Origin of the sequence: Nonomuraea montanisoli, assembly GCF_013363975.1 — a bacterium.
In the GTDB taxonomy this organism is placed as follows: Bacteria; Actinomycetota; Actinomycetes; order Streptosporangiales; family Streptosporangiaceae; genus Nonomuraea; species Nonomuraea montanisoli.
This window is the reverse complement of record NZ_JABWGN010000010.1, coordinates 422,454-438,903: the sequence shown is the minus strand read 5'-3', so window position 1 is coordinate 438,903 and position 16,450 is coordinate 422,454. Positions and strand designations below refer to the sequence as shown.

Here is a 16,450-nt window from a genome sequence, read left to right as displayed (position 1 = left end):
CTAGAGGGCCGCCCAGGCTCGACGTGGGACCCCGGCGACGGCCCAGGTGGGGCCGTAGCGGCGCCCGGCCCTGTGCGGGTCAGAGGCCGTCTCCCTGGAGGTCCTCAGCCCTGTGCGGTGGTCGGCGGCGGGCTTGGCTGTGCCGTGACTCGTTCAAGAAACGATCACGGACGCCGCAGTCGCGTGACGAACTTGTACCGGTCACCGCGATAGAGCGACTGCGCCCACTCGACCGGGTTGCCGTCGGCGTCGAAGGCGTGGCGGGTCAGGAGCAGCATCGGCAGGCCCACGTCCACCCCCAGCGCCTTGGCGTCGTACGGGGTCGCGAGGACCGTCTCGATGATCTCCTCGGCGTCCGTGAGCCGCACGTTGTACGCGTTGTGCAGCGTCTCGTACAGCGACGCGTGGACCTCCAGCTCGCGCCGCAGCCGGGGGAAGCGGCGCGCCGACAGGTGGGTGGTGTCGATCGACACCGGCTCGCCGTTGGCCAGGCGCAGGCGGTGGATGCGCAGCACGCGCCCGCCCGGGTTGATCGCCAGCCGGCGGGCCAGCGCCTCGTCCGCGGTGATGTAGCCGATCTCCAGTATCTTCGTGTCCGGCTCCAGCCCGGCGGTGCGCAGATCGCCGATGTACGAGGTGAGCTGGAGCACCTGCGCCACCTTCGGCTGGGCGACGAACGTGCCCTTGCCCTGGATGCGCAGCAGCCGTCCCTCGACCACCAGCTCCGTCAGCGCCTGCCGCACGGTCGTGCGCGAGGTCTCGAACCGCACGGCCAGCGTCCGCTCCGGAGGCAGCGCCGTGCCGGCCGGGAGGCTCTTGGTGAGCTCGAGCAGGCTCCGCTTCACGTCGTAGTACTTCGGTACGCGAGGGCCGTCGTCCGTCACGCTCTCACCTTCACTTCTGCCACGGCGGTGAGGGCGTGTCGGATCACCGCTAGATCATCGGAACTCAGATTGGCCCGAGCGGTCAACCGCAGGCAAGAGCGGCCGTCCGGCGCCGAGGGCGGGCGGCGGCATCGACGCAGCTCGGGTTGATGGAGAAGGATATCCATCGCGGCGCGGGCGGCCGCAACCGAGGCCGGTACGAGACCGGTGCCGACGACGTGCGATCCGGCCGTCTCGCCCAACGTCTCGATCACCTCCGGCTTCCCAGGACCGTTTCCCCTGGGCAGGGGCGTCTGGGACAGTGTGACGGTTCTCACAATGTGAGATTCCCGGAAAAGGCTGGTTGAGTGCACTGAACCGGGGGGCCGGTTTGGCCGTACGGCGGGACAGCACGCATGATGCAGTGTGCCCACTCTCAGCGACCTCGTCGTCCGCCACACCTCTCTCGACGCGGCGGACCTCGAATGGCTGCACTCGCTGGTCTCCGACTGGCAGCTGCTCGCCGACCTGTCCTTCGCCGACCTCATCCTGTGGGCCCCGCTGCTCCCGCCCACCTCCGAGGCCGGCGGCGGCGAGGCGCGCGCCGAGAACGGCCACGGGGAGCGGTACGGCGGCGGCTGGATCGCCATCGCGCAGATGCGCCCGACGACCGGCCCGACCGTCTACCACGACGACGTCGTGGGCACCGTGGTCGCGCGCGGCGAGCGCCACCTGATCGACACCGCCTGGAACGAGCGGCGCATCTGCCGCGAGGGCGACCCCGACTGGTCCACGGGCGTCCCCGTGCGCGAGGAGACGATCCCCGTGCGCCGGGTGCTGCCCGACGGGCAGGGCCGCTTCCTCGCGGTCATCCAGCGCTCCACCAACCTGTCGTCGGCCCGCACCCCGTCGCGCCTGGAGCTGACCTACCTCCAGAGCGCCTCCGACCTGGCGCAGATGGTCGCCGAGGGGCGCTTCCCGTTCTCCGGCGACGAGCCGATCCTGGTCCGCTCGCCGCGCGTGGGCGACGGGCTGCTCAGGCTCGACCGGGGCGGCCGGGTGACGTACGCGTCGCCGAACGCGCTGTCGGCCTACCGGCGGCTCGGTCTGCACGCCGACCTCGTGGGCGCGGAGCTGGGCCGGGTGACCGCCACCCTGTGCTACTCCGACGAGCCGATCAACGAAGACCTGATGATCGTGGCCAGCGGGCGGGCCGCCAAGGAGACCGAGGTCGAGTCCGGCGGCACGATCGTGCAGTTGCGCGCCATCCCGCTGATCGTCGGCGGCGGGCGCATCGGCGCGCTGGTGCTCATCCGCGACGTGACGGAGCTGCGGCGGCGCGAGCGCGAGCTGATGACCAAGGACGCGACGATCCGCGAGATCCACCACCGCGTCAAGAACAACCTGCAGACCGTCGCGGCGCTGCTGCGGCTGCAGGCCAGGCGCCTCCAGGTTCCCGAGGGGCGCGAGGCGCTGGAGGAGGCGGTGCGCAGGGTCGGGTCCATCGCGATCGTCCACGAGACGCTCTCCCACGCGCCGGAGGAGTTCGTCGACTTCGACGACATCGCCGACCGGGTCATCGCGATGGCGGGAGAGGTGTCGGCGGCGGAGTCCGCGGTCACGCCGCGCCGGGTCGGCGCGTTCGGTGTGCTGCCGTCGCTGATCGCCACGCCGCTGGCGATGGCGCTGACCGAGCTGCTGCAGAACGCGCTCCAGCACGGCAAGCCGCGGCGGCTGCAGGTGGTGGTGGAGCGGGTCGGGCCCGGCGACGACCGGCTCAACGTGACCGTCTGGGACGACGGTCAGGGGGTGCCCGAGGGGTTCGACCTCGACAGCTCCACGAGCCTGGGGCTGCAGATCGTGCGCACGCTGGTGGAGGGGGAGCTGTCCGGCAAGCTCTCGATCGGGCCGCGCGAGGGCGGCGGCACGGAGGTCATGCTGTCGATCCCGCTGCCCGCCGGGTGACGGTCCGCGGGGTGGCCGCGCCCGCCGCGGTGTCGCGGCGGGGGACTGGCGGCCGTACGGATCGCTTCGCGGACGTCGACGTTTCACGGACGGCGCGGCTGCGGGACGCGCCGAGGGGGCGACTGCCGGGGGCAGGGGCTCCGGGGAGGGGGTGTTCCGGTCGGGTGGGGTCAGGCGGAGGCGCGGGCGCGGGCACGAGCCGTGCGGCGCTTGAGCGCGCGACGCTCGTCCTCGCTCAGGCCGCCCCAGACACCGGCGTCCTGGCCGGACTCCAGGGCCCACTTCAGGCACGCGTCCACGGCCGGGCAGGAACGGCAGACCTGCTTGGCCTCCTCGATCTGCATGAGCGCGGGGCCGGTGTTGCCGATCGGGAAGAACAGCTCGGGGTCCACGTCACGGCAGGCAGCTCGGTGGCGCCAGTCCATGCGTCCACTCCTTAGTAGATGGAGCCTGTTGGTCGGGCTCCGTGCGGCTACTACTTTGTGAAGAGTTTCACTAAGGCGCGCGAGCAAAGACCCGGACCATGGGGGGCCGGGAACTACTCGCCGGACGACCGGAACGACCTCGGGGTTCTGGTTAAACGTCCTACGTTCCGACGTCAGTCTGAGCCTGTCAGCCACGGAGAGTGCACGCAAGGGGTTCCGGGCGAAGTTTTGGCCGTAATGGATGTCGGATGCGTCACACAATGACCGAATGTAACCAGCTAGACCAGGACTTGTAACGCGTTCGGGATAGACCGGAACGTTACGGATTCGCGTTCGCCCAGGTAGTCCCCGTCCAGTTCGAAGGCCACCGGACGGTCCGCGGTGAGGGTGAACTCGGGTTCGTCATGCAGTTGGACGAGGTGCCGGCCGGACGGAAGGGCGTCACTCTCCGTGAGAATGTGCTGGATGAGCGGCATCAACGAGGTCAGGCCCAGGCGCTGGAGCCCCAGCATGTCGAGGCCGGTCTCGAAGGAGGCCCACGGCGTGGGGCGGACGGGCCGCGTGCCGACGTACGTCCAGGGCGAGGTGTTGGAGATGATCGCCATGAAGATCCCCGCCGCCGTGGGGATGCCCGGACCGGTCAGCGTCATCGCGGGACGCCGCTTGTCGGTGGCGACATAGTGCCGTAGCGCGGTGTTCACGTAGCGGGCGGGCGTCGCCTTGCGGCCGGCGCCGCGCAGGCCCTCGACGGCCCGGACGACCTCGGCGTCGTACCCCAGGCCCGCACAGAAGGTGAAATATCGGCTCTCGTGGTCCCAGAGGGCCTGGCCGAGGCCGACGGTCCTGCGGCGGCCCTCGCGCAGTGCCTCCAGCACCGCGCCGGTGGCCTCCACGGGATCGTTCGGCAGGCCGAGCCCGCGGGCGAACACGTTGGCGCTGCCGCCGGGGATGACGATCACGGCCGGGCGCCCGGCGCTCGGGTCGCCGTCCGGGACGGAGGGGCCGGACGGCCCATGGGGAGCGCCGTCGGTGCGGCCTTCGTGGGAGGCGTCGCCGGTGGGGCCGGAAGGCGGGGCGGCGATGCCGTTGACGGGGTTGAGGAGGCCGTTCACCGTCTCGTTGATCGTGCCGTCCCCGCCCAGGACGGCCACCACGTCGTACCCCTTCGCGCGCGCGGTGGCGGCCAGCGCCGCCGCGTGGCCCCGGTAGCCGGTCTCCTCGACGGTCAGGTCCATGGTCGCCCCGAGCGCCCGGATCAGCACGTTCCGGGTGCGGGCGTTCGTGGTCGTCGCTTTGGGGTTGACCAGCAGCATCGCGCGCATGAGGCCAGCGTATCCATGATGGATGTCTGTCTTGTCGAGAAGATCCTGGTTTCGCACCTGGAGGTCCGGGCGGGGGCGGGACCGGCGGCCGGAGCGGATAGGGTTCCCGTGTGTCGAAGCGTCCCCTGAGCCTGCTGGTCGCCGCCGTCGTCGTCGCCCTGGAGGGCCTCGTGACGTTCGGGCTGGGTGGTTTCGTGGCGGTCGAGACCGCGCGCGGGCTGGCCGGCGACACGACCAGCGCCATCGCCGAGGCGGCCTTCGGCATGCTGATCGGCGCGGGGCTGCTCTGGGTGGCGTGGGGCGGCCTGCTGAGAGGCGAGCGGTGGGGCAGGACGCCGGGCGTGCTCGCCCAGATCTTCCTGCTGCCCGTCGCGATCACGCTCATCGACTCCAGCCGGCCCGACCTCGGGATCCCGCTGGTCGTGGTGGCGGTGATCGGCCTGGCCGCCCTGCTCGCACCCCCCACCACCAAGGCGTTGTACGGCGACGGCCAGGAGACCCGCTGACGGCGTCAGTCGTCGGCGGTGAGGCCCTCGCGCAGCTGGGCCAGCGTGCGGGCCAGCAGGCGCGAGACGTGCATCTGCGAGATGCCCAGCTCGGTGGCGATCTGCGACTGCGTCATGTTGCCGAAGAACCGCAGCAGGAGAATGCGCTTCTCGCGCGGCGGCAGGCGTTCGAGCAGCGGCTTGAGCGACTCGCGGTACTCGACCCCTTCGAGCGACTCGTCCACGATGCCGAGCGAGTCGGACACGGCGGGCGCGTCGTCGTCGCCGGAGTCGGGCGCGTCGAGGGACACCGTCGAGTAGGCGTTGGCCGACTCCAGCCCCTCCAGCACCTCCTCCTCGGTCATCTTGAGGTAGGCGGCCAGCTCGGCGACCGTCGGCGCGCGCCCCTCGCGCTGCGACAGATCGCTTATCGCCTTCGTCAGCGAGAGCTTGAGCTCCTGCAGGCGGCGCGGCACCCGGACCGCCCAGCCCTTGTCACGGAAGTGCCGCTTGATCTCGCCGACGATCGTCGGCGTCGCGTAGGTGGAGAACTCCACGCCGCGGTTGAGGTCGAACCGGTCGATCGACTTGATGAGCCCGATCGTGGCGACCTGGGTGAGGTCGTCGAGCCATTCGCCGCGGTTGCGGAAGCGCCGCGCGAGGTACTCGACCAGCGGAAGGTGGAGCTCCACCAGCTCGTCCCTGATGCGCTGACGGCGCGGCTCCTCGGGCCCGAGCTCGGCCAGCTCGGCGAACAGCATGCGGGCGCGGACCCGGTCGGGCACAGCGTGGTCGCTGGTGGCCATGGCTCCAGTCCTTTCCGTCACGCCGGCCTCGCCGCGCCTCGGCGCTTACGCAGGACGATCGCCATACGGTCGGGAGAGTCGGTGACCGCCTCCACGTCGTCGGCCAGGGCGGTCAGGACCATCCAGGCGAAGTCGTCGCGCTTGGGCGCGGAGCTGCCGACAGTCGCCACCTCGACCTTGACCTGCATCTCCTGCCCGGTCAGCTCGAACTCGGCGGTCAGGTCGGTGCCCGGGACCGCCTCGTTCAGGAGCATGGCGCACGCCTCGTCGACCGCGATCCGCAGATCCTCGATCTCGTCGAGCGTGAAGTCCAGCCGGGCGGCCAGCCCGGCCGTGGCCGTACGCAACACGGACAGGTAGGCGCTCGCCGCGGGAAGCCTGATGCTCACCACGTCGCGGATGCCGGTCTCGCCCTCCATGCGCGTCTCGGTTTCCTCGGTCACGTTCCTCCTCGCGTATACGACGCTGACTGCAACTTACCGCCCCTGAGAGGTGCTTGGACGATTCAGACTCGCCAACAACGGAAAAGGCTCTGTGTAGCGGGTAACCACACAGAGCCTTTGCGCCGTTCTACGCGGCCTTGGTCTCCCAGAAGATCTTGGAGATCTCGTCGATCTTGCCGAGCAGGTCCTCGGCCTTGGCGACCTCGACCGTGCCCTTGGCGCCCGCCGCGCCGGCCAGCTTCGTGGCGTCCCAGAAGAGCTGGTGGAGCTGGGGGTACTGCTCCAGGTGCGGGGGCTTGAAGTAGTCGGTCCACAGCACCCACAGGTGGTGCTTGACCAGCTCGGCCCGCTCCTCCTTGATGGTCAGCGCGCGAGCGCGGAACACCGGGTCCTCGTTGGCCGCGTACTTCTCCATGATCGCCTTGACCGACTCCGCCTCGATCCGCGCCTGAGCGGGGTCGTAGACGCCGCAGGGCAGGTCGCAGTGCGCGGAGGCGACGTGCTTGGGTCGTAGCAGTCGTGCGAGCATCAGAAGGTCCTTCCTTGATGCTGAGTCAGCTTGGTCCAGTTACCGACCTTACTCGGGTCGCAAGGCCCGTGACGGAGGGGGTCTCGGCGTATGAGAGTGCGTGTCGAAGGGGATTCGATGCGCCCCGCGCTGCTGCCCGGGGACTGGCTCCTGGTGCGGCGTGGCGCCCCGGTCAGGCCCGGCGACATCGTGGTCGCCAGGCTCCCCGGCGACTCCTCCCGGCTGATCGTCAAGCGGGCCGCCTGGCGGGGCGAGGACGGGTGGTGGCTGGAGAGCGACAACCAGCGGGCCTCCGGCCGGCGCGACAGCTGGGACTTCGGGCCCGTCACCGACGTGGTCGGGCGGGTCGTGCTGCGGTACTGGCCGCCGCGGCGGGGTGCGGCAGGCCCGCGTCCGTGATCCGGCTCATTGGCCGCGGCGGCGGGCCCGGTGGGCGGCGACGTTGGCGCGGCTGGCGCAGCGGGAGGAGCAGTAGCGGCGCGAGCGGTTGGAGGAGGTGTCGAGGAACGCCCGGCCGCAGCGGGGATCGTGGCAGCGGCCCAGCCGTTCGGCGCCGTGCTCGGCGACCACCGCGGCCAGGCCCATGACGGCGCCCGCGGCGGGGTTCTGCGTGGGGTCCTCGGCCAGGTGCAGGTGCCAGCCGCGGCCGTCGTGGGCGGTGAGCTGCGGCCGTACGGGATGGAGGACGAGCAGCACGTTGAGCAGCGCCGCGACGGTGGCCTCGTCCCCGGCGTCGAAGACGGCGGCGAGCTGGTCGCGCAGCTCCCGCAGGGCGGGCGACGGGTCGGGGTCGTTGACGAGACGGACCGCCCACTCGGCGTAAGAGGTCAAGTCCATGCCGGAGTATTACACGGCGAAGGACCCGATGTGATGCCCGCGGAGGGGCGGCCACCGTGGTCCGCGGAAGGTGGCCGCCCCTCATCCGTCCTCGCGCGTCAGCCCTCGGGGTGCAGCACGCGCTTGAGGAAGGTGCGGGTGCGCTCCTGCTGCGGGTCGCCGATGACCTGGTCGGGCGACCCGTCCTCGACGATGACGCCGCCGTCCATGAACACGACCCGGTCCGCGACCTCGCGGGCGAAGCCCATCTCGTGGGTCACCACGAGCATGGTCATGCCCTCCTCGGCCAGCTTGCGCATGACCGCGAGCACGTCGCCGACCAGCTCGGGGTCGAGCGCCGAGGTCGGCTCGTCGAACAGCATGAGGTCGGGTCCCATGGCCAGCGCCCGGGCGATGGCCACGCGCTGCTGCTGGCCGCCGGAGAGCTGGGCCGGGTAGGAGCCGGCCTTGTCGCCGATGCCCACCCGCTCCAGGTTGGTCCGGGCGATCTGCTCGGCCTCCTTCTTGCCGCGCTTGAGCACCCGCTGCTGGGCGATCATGACGTTCTGCAGCGCGGTCATGTGCGGGAACAGGTTGAACTGCTGGAACACCATGCCGATGCGGCGTCGGACCGCGTCGATGTCCACGTCGGGGTCGGTGACCTCGACGCCCTCCACCAGCACCTTGCCCCGGGTCGGCTCCTCCAGCAGGTTCACGCAGCGCAGCAGCGTGGACTTGCCCGAGCCGGAGGGGCCGATCACGCAGACCACCTGGCCGGTCTCGACGGTGCAGTCGATGCCCCGCAGCACCTCGTTCTTGCCGAAGTGCTTGTGCAGGTCCCTGATCTCGATGGCGTTGGTCACCGGACCCCCGTCTTCCGCTTCTCCAGCCGGGTCGTGAGGTGCCCCAGAGGGATCGTCACCAGCAGGTACGTCAGGCCGGACACCATGATCGGCGTGGCGTTGGCGTACTGGGAGGCCAGGTCGTTGCCGAACTTGGCCAGCTCCACGTACTCGCCGGACACGCCGAGGAACAGCACCAGCGACGAGTCCTTGAGCAACGCCACGAACTGGTTGGTGGTCGGCGGGATGACGATCCTGATGGCCTGCGGGATGATCACAGTGACCTGGGCCCGCGCGGCCGACATGCCGAGCGAGCGCGCCGCCTCGACCTGCCCCTTGGGCACCGCCTGCAGGCCGGCCCGGAACACCTCCGCCTGGTAGGCCGCGCCGACCAGGCCGAGGCCCAGGATGCCCTGGCCGTACGTGCCGCCGGGCACCTCGAAGCCGGGCAGGGCCAGCGGCAGGAAGGTGATGAGCAGGAAGATGAGCAGGGCGGGCAGCCCGCGGAAGATCTCGATGTAGAGGGTCGAGATCCAGCGGTACGGCCGGACGGTCGACAGCTTCATGAGCGCGAGCACCAGCCCGAGCACGAACGAGAAGACGAAGCCGCCGACCGTGTAGATGATCGTGTTGCGCAACGCGACCGTGAACAGCTCGGGCAGGGCCTTGTCGGCCACGTCCGGCTTGGCGAAGTTCTCCGCCAGGCTGCCCCAGTCGGCGTACAGGATGACGCCGACGACGATCGCGACCAGCACGGCGTACTGGATCGCGCGGCTGATGCGCTGCTTCTTACGCGGGCTGAGCCGGGCCTTCGCGCCCGGCTCAGCCGCCACCGGTGGTGGGAGGCGATCCGTCATGGATCAACCCAGCTCGCCGGGCTTCTTGCCGAACCACTTGACGTAGATCTTCTCGTACGTGCCGTCGGACTTGGCCTGGGTGATCGTGTCGTTGATCGTCTTGAGCAGGACCGGGTCGGCGGCCTTCTTCAGGCCGATGCCGTACTGCTCACCGGTGTCGAGGCTGGCGATCAGCTCGAACTTGGCGGCGATCTCCGGCTTCTTCAGCCAGGTCAGCACGACCGGCAGGTCCTGGACGATCACGTCCGCCTGGCCGGCCTGCAGCGCCAGCAGCTCCTTGGAGCTGTCGGCGTACTCGGTCGGGTCCAGGCCCTGCTTCTTGACGTAGTCGAGGCCCGTCGTGCTGGCCTGGGCGCCCAGCTTGAGGCCCTTGGCCTTGACGTCCTCCAGCGACTTGGCGCCGGTGCCCTTCTTGGCCAGCAGCGCCTGCGTGGCGTCGAAGTAGGGCTCGGAGAACGTGATGTTCTGCTTGCGCTCGGGAGTGATCGTCATACCGGCGGCGGCGACGTCGCACTTGCCGGTGGCCATGGCCGCGCCGCTCTTGATGACGGCGAAGTCGATGTCCACGATCTCCTGCTGGACGCCGAGCTTCTTGGCGACCAGGTCGACGATGTCCACGTCGAACCCGACGACCTTGCCGTCCTTGTCCTTGAACTGGAACGGCTCGTACGGGATGTTGGTGCAGGTGGTGAGCTTGCCCGGGTGGACGAGCTTGGCTCCGCCCGCGGCATTGCCGCCTCCGGTGGTGGCGGAGGTGGAGCCGCCTCCCGAACCGCCGCCGCAGCCGGACAGCGCCAGGACGGCGGTCAGGGCGAGCGCGCCGATGGCTTGGCCACGGCTGCTCCTGGGCCAGAGGGCCATGTCAGGCCTCCTCAGAGATATGTCATAAAAGTCGGATTTGGTGAAGTTTAAGTGGCAGGTTGCCCGGCTCCGTCATCGGACATTTAACAATGCGTCAACGGAACGGCGTCGATGGCGATACCTGTGGTCGTGTCGGCGTGTGGCACTATGGGGCGACGGGTGACCCCCGTAACCCCTCACGAGACGTTCGGGAGGGGAACCTGGCGGCTACCGAAGCCAGGCCTCTCGCGCCGTCTGCCGAAGGTCCTTCGTCCGTCCGATGACAACTGGGGTCTCTCTGTGACTGCCTCTCCTGCCTCGTCCGCATCGTCCTCACCTGCCTCACTCGACGTCGATCCGGTCTTCGCCCTGCACCGCGGCGGCAAGCTGGAGGTCCGCTCCACCATCCCCGTCCGCGACGCCGGCGACCTGTCATTGGCCTACACCCCCGGGGTGGCCAAGGTCTGCACCGCCATCGCCGACACGCCGTCGCTGGTCAACGACTACACGTGGGTCTCCAACGTCGTGGCCGTCGTCTCCGACGGCACCGCCGTGCTCGGCCTCGGCGACATCGGCCCCGCCGCCGCCATGCCCGTCATGGAGGGCAAGGCGCTGCTGTTCAAGGAGTTCGCCGGGGTCGACGCCGTGCCGATCTGCCTCGACTGCACCGAGGTCGACGCGCTCGTCGAGACCGTCGTCCGGCTCGCCCCTTCCTTCGGCGGCATCAACCTCGAGGACATCAGCGCCCCCCGCTGCTTCGAGGTCGAGGACCGCCTGCGCGAGCTGCTCGACATCCCCGTCTTCCACGACGACCAGCACGGCACCGCCATCGTCGTCCTGGCCGCCCTCACCAACGCCGCCCGCCTCACCGGCCGCACGCTCGGCGACCTGCGCGCCGTCGTCGCCGGTGCCGGCGCCTCCGGCGTCGCGGTCACCCGCATCCTGCTGGAGGCCGGCATCGGCGACATCGCCGTGGCCGACTCCAAGGGCATGATCCACTCCGGCCGCGACGACCTCAACCCGGTGAAGTCGGCCCTGGCCCGCGACACCAACCGGGCCGGCCACACCGGCTCCACCGAGCAGGCGCTGGCCGGGGCCGACGTGTTCGTCGGCCTGTCCGGCTCGACCGTGTCGGAGGAGGCCATCGCGTCCATGGCGCCCGACTCGATCGTGTTCGCGCTGTCCAACCCCACGCCCGAGGTGGCGCCGTCCGTGGCCGCCCGCCACGCCCGCGTGGTCGCCACCGGCCGCTCCGACTTCCCCAACCAGATCAACAACGTGCTCGCCTTCCCCGGCGTCTTCCGCGGGGCGCTCGACGTCCGGGCCACCGCCATCACCGAGAACATGAAGGTGGCCGCCGCCACCGCGCTCGCCGCCGTCGTGGGCGACGACCTCGCGGCCGACTACGTCATCCCCAGCCCCTTCGACGAGCGGGTCGCCCCCGCCGTCACCGCGGCCGTGGCCGAGCAGGCCAGGAAGGACGGGGTCGCCCGCGTCAACGGCTGACGCGTACAGGATCTGCCGGGCCGGCGTCCGGATAGTTCGCGCGAGCATCGGGAAAGCGCAAAACTTCCTTTACTCAGCGTGCTATAACAGGAGCCCTCTGTAAGGACGCCGGCTCCCGCCTCCCTCGGTGAGGAGGCCACGAGGTGGCCGGCTCCACTCCCGCGGTGAGGAGAGCGATGACACGCGAGCCCAACAGACTGCTGCGGCAGCTCATCGCGGAGTCGGGCTTCTCCCACAAAGGGCTGGCCAGGCGCCTCAACGAGCTGGGCGCCGCGCGCGGCACCCCGGGCCTGAAGTACGACCACAGCTCCGTCCTGCGATGGATCGGTGGCCAGCGGCCCAGGGAGCCCGTGCCGGCGCTGCTCAGCGAGATCTTCGCGCTACGGCTCGGCAGGCCCGTCCGACCCGAAGACCTGGGCATGCCGACGATCATCACCCCCCTCGACCTCGGGCAAGAGTTCACGCACACGTGGCAGGAGGGGGTCGCGACCGTGACGGCGCTGTGGCGGGCCGACGTGGAGAGACGGAGATTCCTGATCGACTCCACGTTCGCGATAGGAGCGGGCTCCGTGGGAGCCGTACGCTGGCTGACCTCCCCACCCGAGGGCCGCCTCGAAGGCGGCGGCACCCGCCGCGTCGGCCGGGCCGACATCGCGGCCATCCACGAGGTGACCCGCTCGTTCGGCGAGCTCGACAACCGCTTCGGCAGCGGGCGCGTGCGCGCGTCGGTGGTCAAGTACCTCGACACCGCCGTGGGGCCGCTGCTCAAGGACGGCACGTACGGCGAGGCCACCGGCAAGCAGCTCGCCGCCGCCGCGGCCGAGCTCACCCGGCTGGCCGGCTGGATGGCCTACGACCTGGAGCAGCATGGCCTCGCCCAGCGCTACCTCATCCAGGCGCTGCGCCTGGCCAGGGGAGCGGGCGACGACGCGCTCGGCGGCGAGATCCTGGCCGGCATGGCCCACCAGGCCATCTACATGAGCCAGCCGGCTCACGCCCTCGACCTGGCCAGGGCCGCCCAGCTCGCGGCGCGGCGCTCGGGCGTCCAGACGCTCATGGCCTCCTGCCACGTGCTGGAGGCCCACGCCCAGGCCGGGCTCGGCGACGCCCGCTCCTGCAGCGCCAGCCTCCACCAGGCCGAGCTGGCCTTCGACCGCCGCTCCCCGGGCCGCGAGCCCGCCTGGCTCGGCTACTTCGACGAGGCCTACCTCGCCGCCAAGTTCGCCCACTGCTTCCGCGACCTCGGCGACGGGCCGCGGGCCGTGCGCCAGGCCCGCCGCTCGCTCGACATGGACGGCCGCTACGTGCGCGGCCGGATGTTCAACCTGTCGCTGCTGGCCGCCGGGCTGCTCCAGTGCGGCGAGCTGGAGGAGGCGTGCGGGGTGGCGGCCGGGGCGCTCGACCTGGCCGGGGAGCTCCAGTCGGTCAGGTCCCGCTCCTACGCCACGGACCTGCGCAGGCGGCTGGAACCGTACCGGCGCGAGCCCGCGGTCACGTCCCTGTACGAACGCGCCCGCGCCCTCGCGCCGGTCTGATCACTTCCCGATGAGCTCACCGTCGGGGCCGACGATCGACTTCGTCGCCGCGTAGTTCGCCTTGTTGTAGACGTCGGCGACCTCGCCGTCGAAGTAGGCCGAGCTGACGAAGTCGATCCGGTTGTTGCCGTCCTGGTCGTGGAACAGGCTCGTGACGCCGTTGACGTAGCCGGTGCGCTTGTTGTTGTCGTAGCGCAGCAGCCACGGCGCGCCGTCGGAGCCGCCGGTCATCGAGCACTTCAGCACCTGGTGCGTCTCGACCTTGAAGGTGTTGACCTGGTAGGTCTTGGTGCCGGTCCTGCCGGAGCAGATCTTGGGGGTCAGGCCGGTGAAGGGCTTGTCGCCGTCGGGGTGCGGGGCGGCGGGGTAGCCGAAGACGGTGACCTTCTGGCCCATGGGCTGGTTCCAGGCGACACCCTGCCCACCGACGGCGTCCCCGAGCCGACCGGCGTCCTTGGCCAGGCCGATCACGTAATCACCCCGGTAGAACGTGCGCGAGGTGCCGGGCTTGAGCCACTTCTGCGTGTAGAAGCGGGTGATCGTGTAGTTCCCGCTCGTGTCCTCGGCCTTCTCGCCGGGCCCCTTGTATGCGTCGTACTCGGCCTTCGTCACCGGGACGGTCTCCGGCTCGCCGAACTTGTAGCCGTTGCCCTTGCCGGTCTTGGCGTCCTTGTACGCCTGCTCGCCGACCTCTTCCTTCTCCACGACCGCGCCCGGGTAGTCGGGCCCGACCCGGTCAGCGGGCTTGTCCTCGCCCTCGGACCAGCAGTTGCCCAGGTTCACCAGGCAGGTGCCGAACTCCTTGGCGGTGATCTCGTGCGGCTTGATCCACTTGTCGCCGGCCCACTTGTCGTACTCGGCCTTCGACACGGTCTTCTCACCGGCGAGCTCGAAGCCGTTGTGCACCGCCACGAACGCGAAGTCACCGTCGTAGTCGTCGTAGGTGTCGAGGTCGTAGGCGGTGAAGGCGTACGCGCCCGCGTAGACGCCGTACGGGGCCTTGCCCTGGTAGTAGCCGGGGATGAACACCCACTTGGCGAAGACGTCCTTGCCCTGCTCGTAGACGCAGTGGCCGGCCGTGGCGACCAGGTTGCGGTTCCTGGCCTGGATGGAGGTGGCGGAGCACCAGCGGTAGTCGCCGCCGCGGTCGAGGAAGAACACCTTGCCGATGGTCTTCGGCAGGTTCACGTTCTTGGACCTGGGCGCGGCGCCGGTGGTGCCGGTCGGGGCCGTCATGCCGGGCTTGCCGTCGGCCGAGGTGGTCTGGGGGTGCGCCAGCTTGGGCACGTCCTTGGCGTCGACGCGGAACTCGGTGGCCTTCTTCAGCGCGGCGCCGTTGGCGTCCAGCCAGAAGTACGCGGCGCTGTAGGCGTCGGCGGGCTTGGGGGAGAGGGGGTCGCTCACCCAGCTCGGCGCGGCGGTGGCGGGGGTGGCGAGGGCGGCGGCGCTGAGACCGGCGACGGCGAGGGGCACGAGCAGGCGCTTCACTGGGGGGCTCCACATATTTGTCAAGTGTCTCGTAAGACCCTATCGACCCTCAGGTCACGTAGGTAAGAGGTCGTACCAAAAGACCCAGAAAAGGCCGAAGGGCCCGGCAGAAGCCGAGCCCTTCGGGTCAAGCTGGTGAACGATGACCTAGGGCCGTCGTTCGGGTACCGCGCTGAACTACTTGACGAGCTTGCCGGACCACACGGCCGCAGCGGCCTTGTAGATCGCGGCGGTCTCGCCGTCGAAGATCGGCGAGGTGATCGTCTCGTACCGGTTGTTGCTGTCGGCGTCGACGATCAGGCTGGTCACACCGGTGACGTAGCCGAGACGCTTGGCGTTGCTGTACTTGGCCAGCCAGGGGCCACCGTCGTAGCCGGCGGTCACCGGGCAACGCAGGCTCTGGTGCTCCTCGACCTTCTTGGCCGGGACCTGGAGAACCTTCGACGCGGTCTTGCCGTAGCACCACTTCGGCGTAACGCCCGTGTAGGACTTGTTGCCGTCGGGGTGCGGGCCAGCCGGGTAACCGAAGGTACGGACGACGGCACCAGCAGGCTGGTTCCACGCCACACCCTGGCCACCAACGTTGTCGCCGAGGCGACCGGCGTCCTTGAGGAAGCCGTCGATGATGGTGGGCTCGAGACGGACGTAGCGCGTGGCCTTGCCCGGCTTCTTCCACTGCTGGATGTAGTAGTGGGTGACGGTCCAGTTGCCGAGCTTGTCCTGGCTGACGTAGCCAGTGCCCTTCCAGTCCTTGGCCTGGGCCTCCGTGATCGGGAGGACCTCGGGCTCACCGAACTTGGCGCCGTTCAGGCGACCGACCGGAGCCGACTCGTACTTGTCCTTGGTGGTCTCGACGCGGTCCACGATGGCACCGGGGAAGTCCGGGCCGGTGTTCTCGTCGGAGGAGCCGGTCTCGACGTCGTAGTACGGGAAGGTGTTGGGGTCCTTCTGGCCCTTCTCGTACTCCTCCTTCGAAACCTCGATCCGCTTGACCTCCTTGGCGCCCTGGTAGTCGTTGAACTCCTTCCAGGAAACCTTCTTGGCCGACCCGCCACCGAGGTTGATGCCGTTGTAAACGGTGACGAACGCGTAGTCGCGGTCGAAGTCCTCGTAGACGTCGAGGTCGTAGTGGGTGAAGGCCTGCTTACCCACGTAGATGCCCCACGGGGTCTTGCCCTGGTAGTAACCGGGGACGAAGACCCAGCGGCTCACGACCTCGTTGTTGGCGGCCATGTCGTAGACGCAGTGCCCGGCCGTGGCGACCAGGTTGCGGTACTGCGACTGGATGGAGGTACCGGAGCACCAGTACAGCTTGCCGTCGCGACCCTCGAAGAAGACCTTGCCGATGGTCTTCGGCAGGTTCACGTTCTGGGTCTTGACCGCGACCTTCTTCTCCTCGCCGATCGGCACAGCCGAGCCCGGCTTGGTGTCGGCGGAGTAGCCGCCGCCGCTCTTGATCTTCTTGACCTCGAGCGAGTCGGGGTTGAAGGCCACAGCCTGCGTCAGAGCGGCGTGGTTGGACTTCAGCCAGAAGTTGGCGACCTCGGCGGCCTGCGCCTCGGTCTTGGCCAGGTCGTCGCTAGCAACGTCGCCCTGGGCCTGAGCAGTGCCGGCCAGACCAGCAGCCAGCAGACCGGTGGCCAGAAGGGCGCCACCGGCGGGGAGGAGGATGCGCTTCAAGGTAACTCCTTGCGCTGTCGTGGAACGCCTCTTGCGTCCCATGCGTCA

The 16,450-nt window shown here is 69.8% G+C and carries 18 protein-coding genes; 5 read left to right on the top strand and 13 right to left on the bottom strand.

What is annotated here, in order from left to right; all coding sequences use genetic code 11:
• Positions 1–164: 164 nt before the first annotated feature.
• Both HTZ77_RS27365 and HTZ77_RS27360 read right to left on the bottom strand, forming a co-directional pair.
• Positions 165–884 carry a GntR family transcriptional regulator gene (locus HTZ77_RS27365; protein WP_090772855.1) on the bottom strand — a complete coding sequence of 240 codons (720 nt, stop codon included), beginning with the start codon at positions 882–884 and terminating at the stop codon, positions 165–167.
• Positions 881–1,138 carry a hypothetical protein gene (locus HTZ77_RS27360; RefSeq protein ID WP_175592539.1) on the bottom strand — a complete coding sequence of 86 codons (258 nt, stop codon included), beginning with the start codon at positions 1,136–1,138 and terminating at the stop codon, positions 881–883. The genes HTZ77_RS27365 and HTZ77_RS27360 overlap by 4 nt, the downstream gene beginning before the upstream one ends.
• Before the next feature lie 151 nt (positions 1,139–1,289).
• Between HTZ77_RS27360 and HTZ77_RS27355 the strand changes: the two genes are divergently transcribed.
• Entirely contained in the window at positions 1,290–2,828 is a 1,539-nt protein-coding gene (locus HTZ77_RS27355) for a sensor histidine kinase (protein ID WP_175592538.1), read from the top strand.
• Between the two features lie 170 nt (positions 2,829–2,998).
• Here HTZ77_RS27355 and HTZ77_RS27350 read toward each other — a convergent pair whose 3' ends face one another.
• Together HTZ77_RS27350 and HTZ77_RS27345 are read right to left on the bottom strand one after the other, a co-directional pair.
• Positions 2,999–3,253, bottom strand: coding sequence for a WhiB family transcriptional regulator (locus HTZ77_RS27350; protein ID WP_113705541.1), 255 nt, complete (start codon positions 3,251–3,253; stop codon positions 2,999–3,001).
• Between the two features lie 278 nt (positions 3,254–3,531).
• The gene (locus HTZ77_RS27345) at positions 3,532–4,575 is read right to left on the bottom strand and encodes a diacylglycerol/lipid kinase family protein (RefSeq protein ID WP_175592537.1); all 1,044 of its coding nucleotides are present in this window, start codon (positions 4,573–4,575) and stop codon (positions 3,532–3,534) included.
• Between the two features lie 110 nt (positions 4,576–4,685).
• Here HTZ77_RS27345 and HTZ77_RS27340 point away from each other — a divergent pair, with 110 nt between their 5' ends.
• Positions 4,686–5,081: a hypothetical protein gene (locus HTZ77_RS27340; protein ID WP_175592536.1), complete on the top strand. Its 396-nt coding sequence runs from the start codon at positions 4,686–4,688 to the stop codon at positions 5,079–5,081.
• Positions 5,082–5,086: 5 nt separating this feature from the next.
• Here HTZ77_RS27340 and HTZ77_RS27335 read toward each other — a convergent pair whose 3' ends face one another.
• From HTZ77_RS27335 to sodN, 3 genes are all read right to left on the bottom strand, one after another.
• The gene (locus tag HTZ77_RS27335) at positions 5,087–5,866 is read right to left on the bottom strand and encodes an RNA polymerase sigma factor SigF (RefSeq protein ID WP_175592535.1); all 780 of its coding nucleotides are present in this window, start codon (positions 5,864–5,866) and stop codon (positions 5,087–5,089) included.
• A 17-nt stretch (positions 5,867–5,883) separates the two neighbouring features.
• Complete coding sequence (locus HTZ77_RS27330) at positions 5,884–6,309, bottom strand: ATP-binding protein (RefSeq protein WP_175592534.1); 426 nt, start codon at positions 6,307–6,309, stop codon at positions 5,884–5,886.
• Positions 6,310–6,436: 127 nt separating this feature from the next.
• Entirely contained in the window at positions 6,437–6,838 is a 402-nt protein-coding gene (gene sodN, locus HTZ77_RS27325) for a superoxide dismutase, Ni (protein ID WP_205303561.1), read from the bottom strand.
• A gap of 90 nt (positions 6,839–6,928) precedes the next feature.
• Between sodN and HTZ77_RS27320 the strand changes: the two genes are divergently transcribed.
• Positions 6,929–7,237 carry a S24 family peptidase gene (locus tag HTZ77_RS27320; RefSeq protein WP_175592533.1) on the top strand — a complete coding sequence of 103 codons (309 nt, stop codon included), beginning with the start codon at positions 6,929–6,931 and terminating at the stop codon, positions 7,235–7,237.
• A 6-nt stretch (positions 7,238–7,243) separates the two neighbouring features.
• Here the strand turns inward: HTZ77_RS27320 and HTZ77_RS27315 are convergent, their stop codons facing one another.
• From HTZ77_RS27315 to HTZ77_RS27300, 4 genes are all read right to left on the bottom strand, one after another.
• A complete protein-coding gene (locus HTZ77_RS27315; protein ID WP_175592532.1) occupies positions 7,244–7,675 on the bottom strand; it encodes a CGNR zinc finger domain-containing protein in 432 nt (143 codons plus the stop codon).
• Positions 7,676–7,773: 98 nt separating this feature from the next.
• On the bottom strand, positions 7,774–8,517 hold the full coding sequence (locus HTZ77_RS27310) for an amino acid ABC transporter ATP-binding protein (RefSeq protein WP_175592531.1): 744 nt from the start codon (positions 8,515–8,517) through the stop codon (positions 7,774–7,776).
• A complete protein-coding gene (locus HTZ77_RS27305) occupies positions 8,514–9,353 on the bottom strand; it encodes an amino acid ABC transporter permease (protein WP_175592530.1) in 840 nt (279 codons plus the stop codon). The genes HTZ77_RS27310 and HTZ77_RS27305 overlap by 4 nt, the downstream gene beginning before the upstream one ends.
• A gap of 3 nt (positions 9,354–9,356) precedes the next feature.
• A complete protein-coding gene (locus tag HTZ77_RS27300) occupies positions 9,357–10,214 on the bottom strand; it encodes an ABC transporter substrate-binding protein (protein WP_175592529.1) in 858 nt (285 codons plus the stop codon).
• A gap of 279 nt (positions 10,215–10,493) precedes the next feature.
• Between HTZ77_RS27300 and HTZ77_RS27295 the strand changes: the two genes are divergently transcribed.
• Together HTZ77_RS27295 and HTZ77_RS27290 are read left to right on the top strand one after the other, a co-directional pair.
• Positions 10,494–11,699 carry an NAD(P)-dependent malic enzyme gene (locus HTZ77_RS27295; protein WP_175592528.1) on the top strand — a complete coding sequence of 402 codons (1,206 nt, stop codon included), beginning with the start codon at positions 10,494–10,496 and terminating at the stop codon, positions 11,697–11,699.
• Between the two features lie 176 nt (positions 11,700–11,875).
• Positions 11,876–13,234 carry a hypothetical protein gene (locus HTZ77_RS27290; RefSeq protein ID WP_175592527.1) on the top strand — a complete coding sequence of 453 codons (1,359 nt, stop codon included), beginning with the start codon at positions 11,876–11,878 and terminating at the stop codon, positions 13,232–13,234.
• On the opposite strand, the gene HTZ77_RS27285 is transcribed toward HTZ77_RS27290, so the two are convergent.
• Both HTZ77_RS27285 and HTZ77_RS27280 read right to left on the bottom strand, forming a co-directional pair.
• On the bottom strand, positions 13,235–14,722 hold the full coding sequence (locus HTZ77_RS27285; RefSeq protein ID WP_175592526.1) for a trypsin-like serine peptidase: 1,488 nt from the start codon (positions 14,720–14,722) through the stop codon (positions 13,235–13,237).
• Positions 14,723–14,899: 177 nt separating this feature from the next.
• On the bottom strand, positions 14,900–16,402 hold the full coding sequence (locus tag HTZ77_RS27280; protein WP_175592525.1) for a trypsin-like serine peptidase: 1,503 nt from the start codon (positions 16,400–16,402) through the stop codon (positions 14,900–14,902).
• Between the last annotated feature and the right edge of the window lie 48 nt (positions 16,403–16,450).

Coding starts and splice junctions, on each gene's coding strand:
- HTZ77_RS27350 (WP_113705541.1), bottom strand. CDS start 3,253: ATGGACTGGCGCCACCGAGCTGCCTGCCGTGACGTGGACCCCGAGCTG.
- HTZ77_RS27345 (WP_175592537.1), bottom strand. CDS start 4,575: ATGCGCGCGATGCTGCTGGTCAACCCCAAAGCGACGACCACGAACGCC.
- HTZ77_RS27335 (WP_175592535.1), bottom strand. CDS start 5,866: ATGGCCACCAGCGACCACGCTGTGCCCGACCGGGTCCGCGCCCGCATG.
- sodN (WP_205303561.1), bottom strand. CDS start 6,838: ATGCTCGCACGACTGCTACGACCCAAGCACGTCGCCTCCGCGCACTGC.
- HTZ77_RS27320 (WP_175592533.1), top strand. CDS start 6,929: ATGAGAGTGCGTGTCGAAGGGGATTCGATGCGCCCCGCGCTGCTGCCC.
- HTZ77_RS27315 (WP_175592532.1), bottom strand. CDS start 7,675: ATGGACTTGACCTCTTACGCCGAGTGGGCGGTCCGTCTCGTCAACGAC.
- HTZ77_RS27305 (WP_175592530.1), bottom strand. CDS start 9,353: ATGACGGATCGCCTCCCACCACCGGTGGCGGCTGAGCCGGGCGCGAAG.
- HTZ77_RS27300 (WP_175592529.1), bottom strand. CDS start 10,214: ATGGCCCTCTGGCCCAGGAGCAGCCGTGGCCAAGCCATCGGCGCGCTC.
- HTZ77_RS27290 (WP_175592527.1), top strand. CDS start 11,876: ATGACACGCGAGCCCAACAGACTGCTGCGGCAGCTCATCGCGGAGTCG.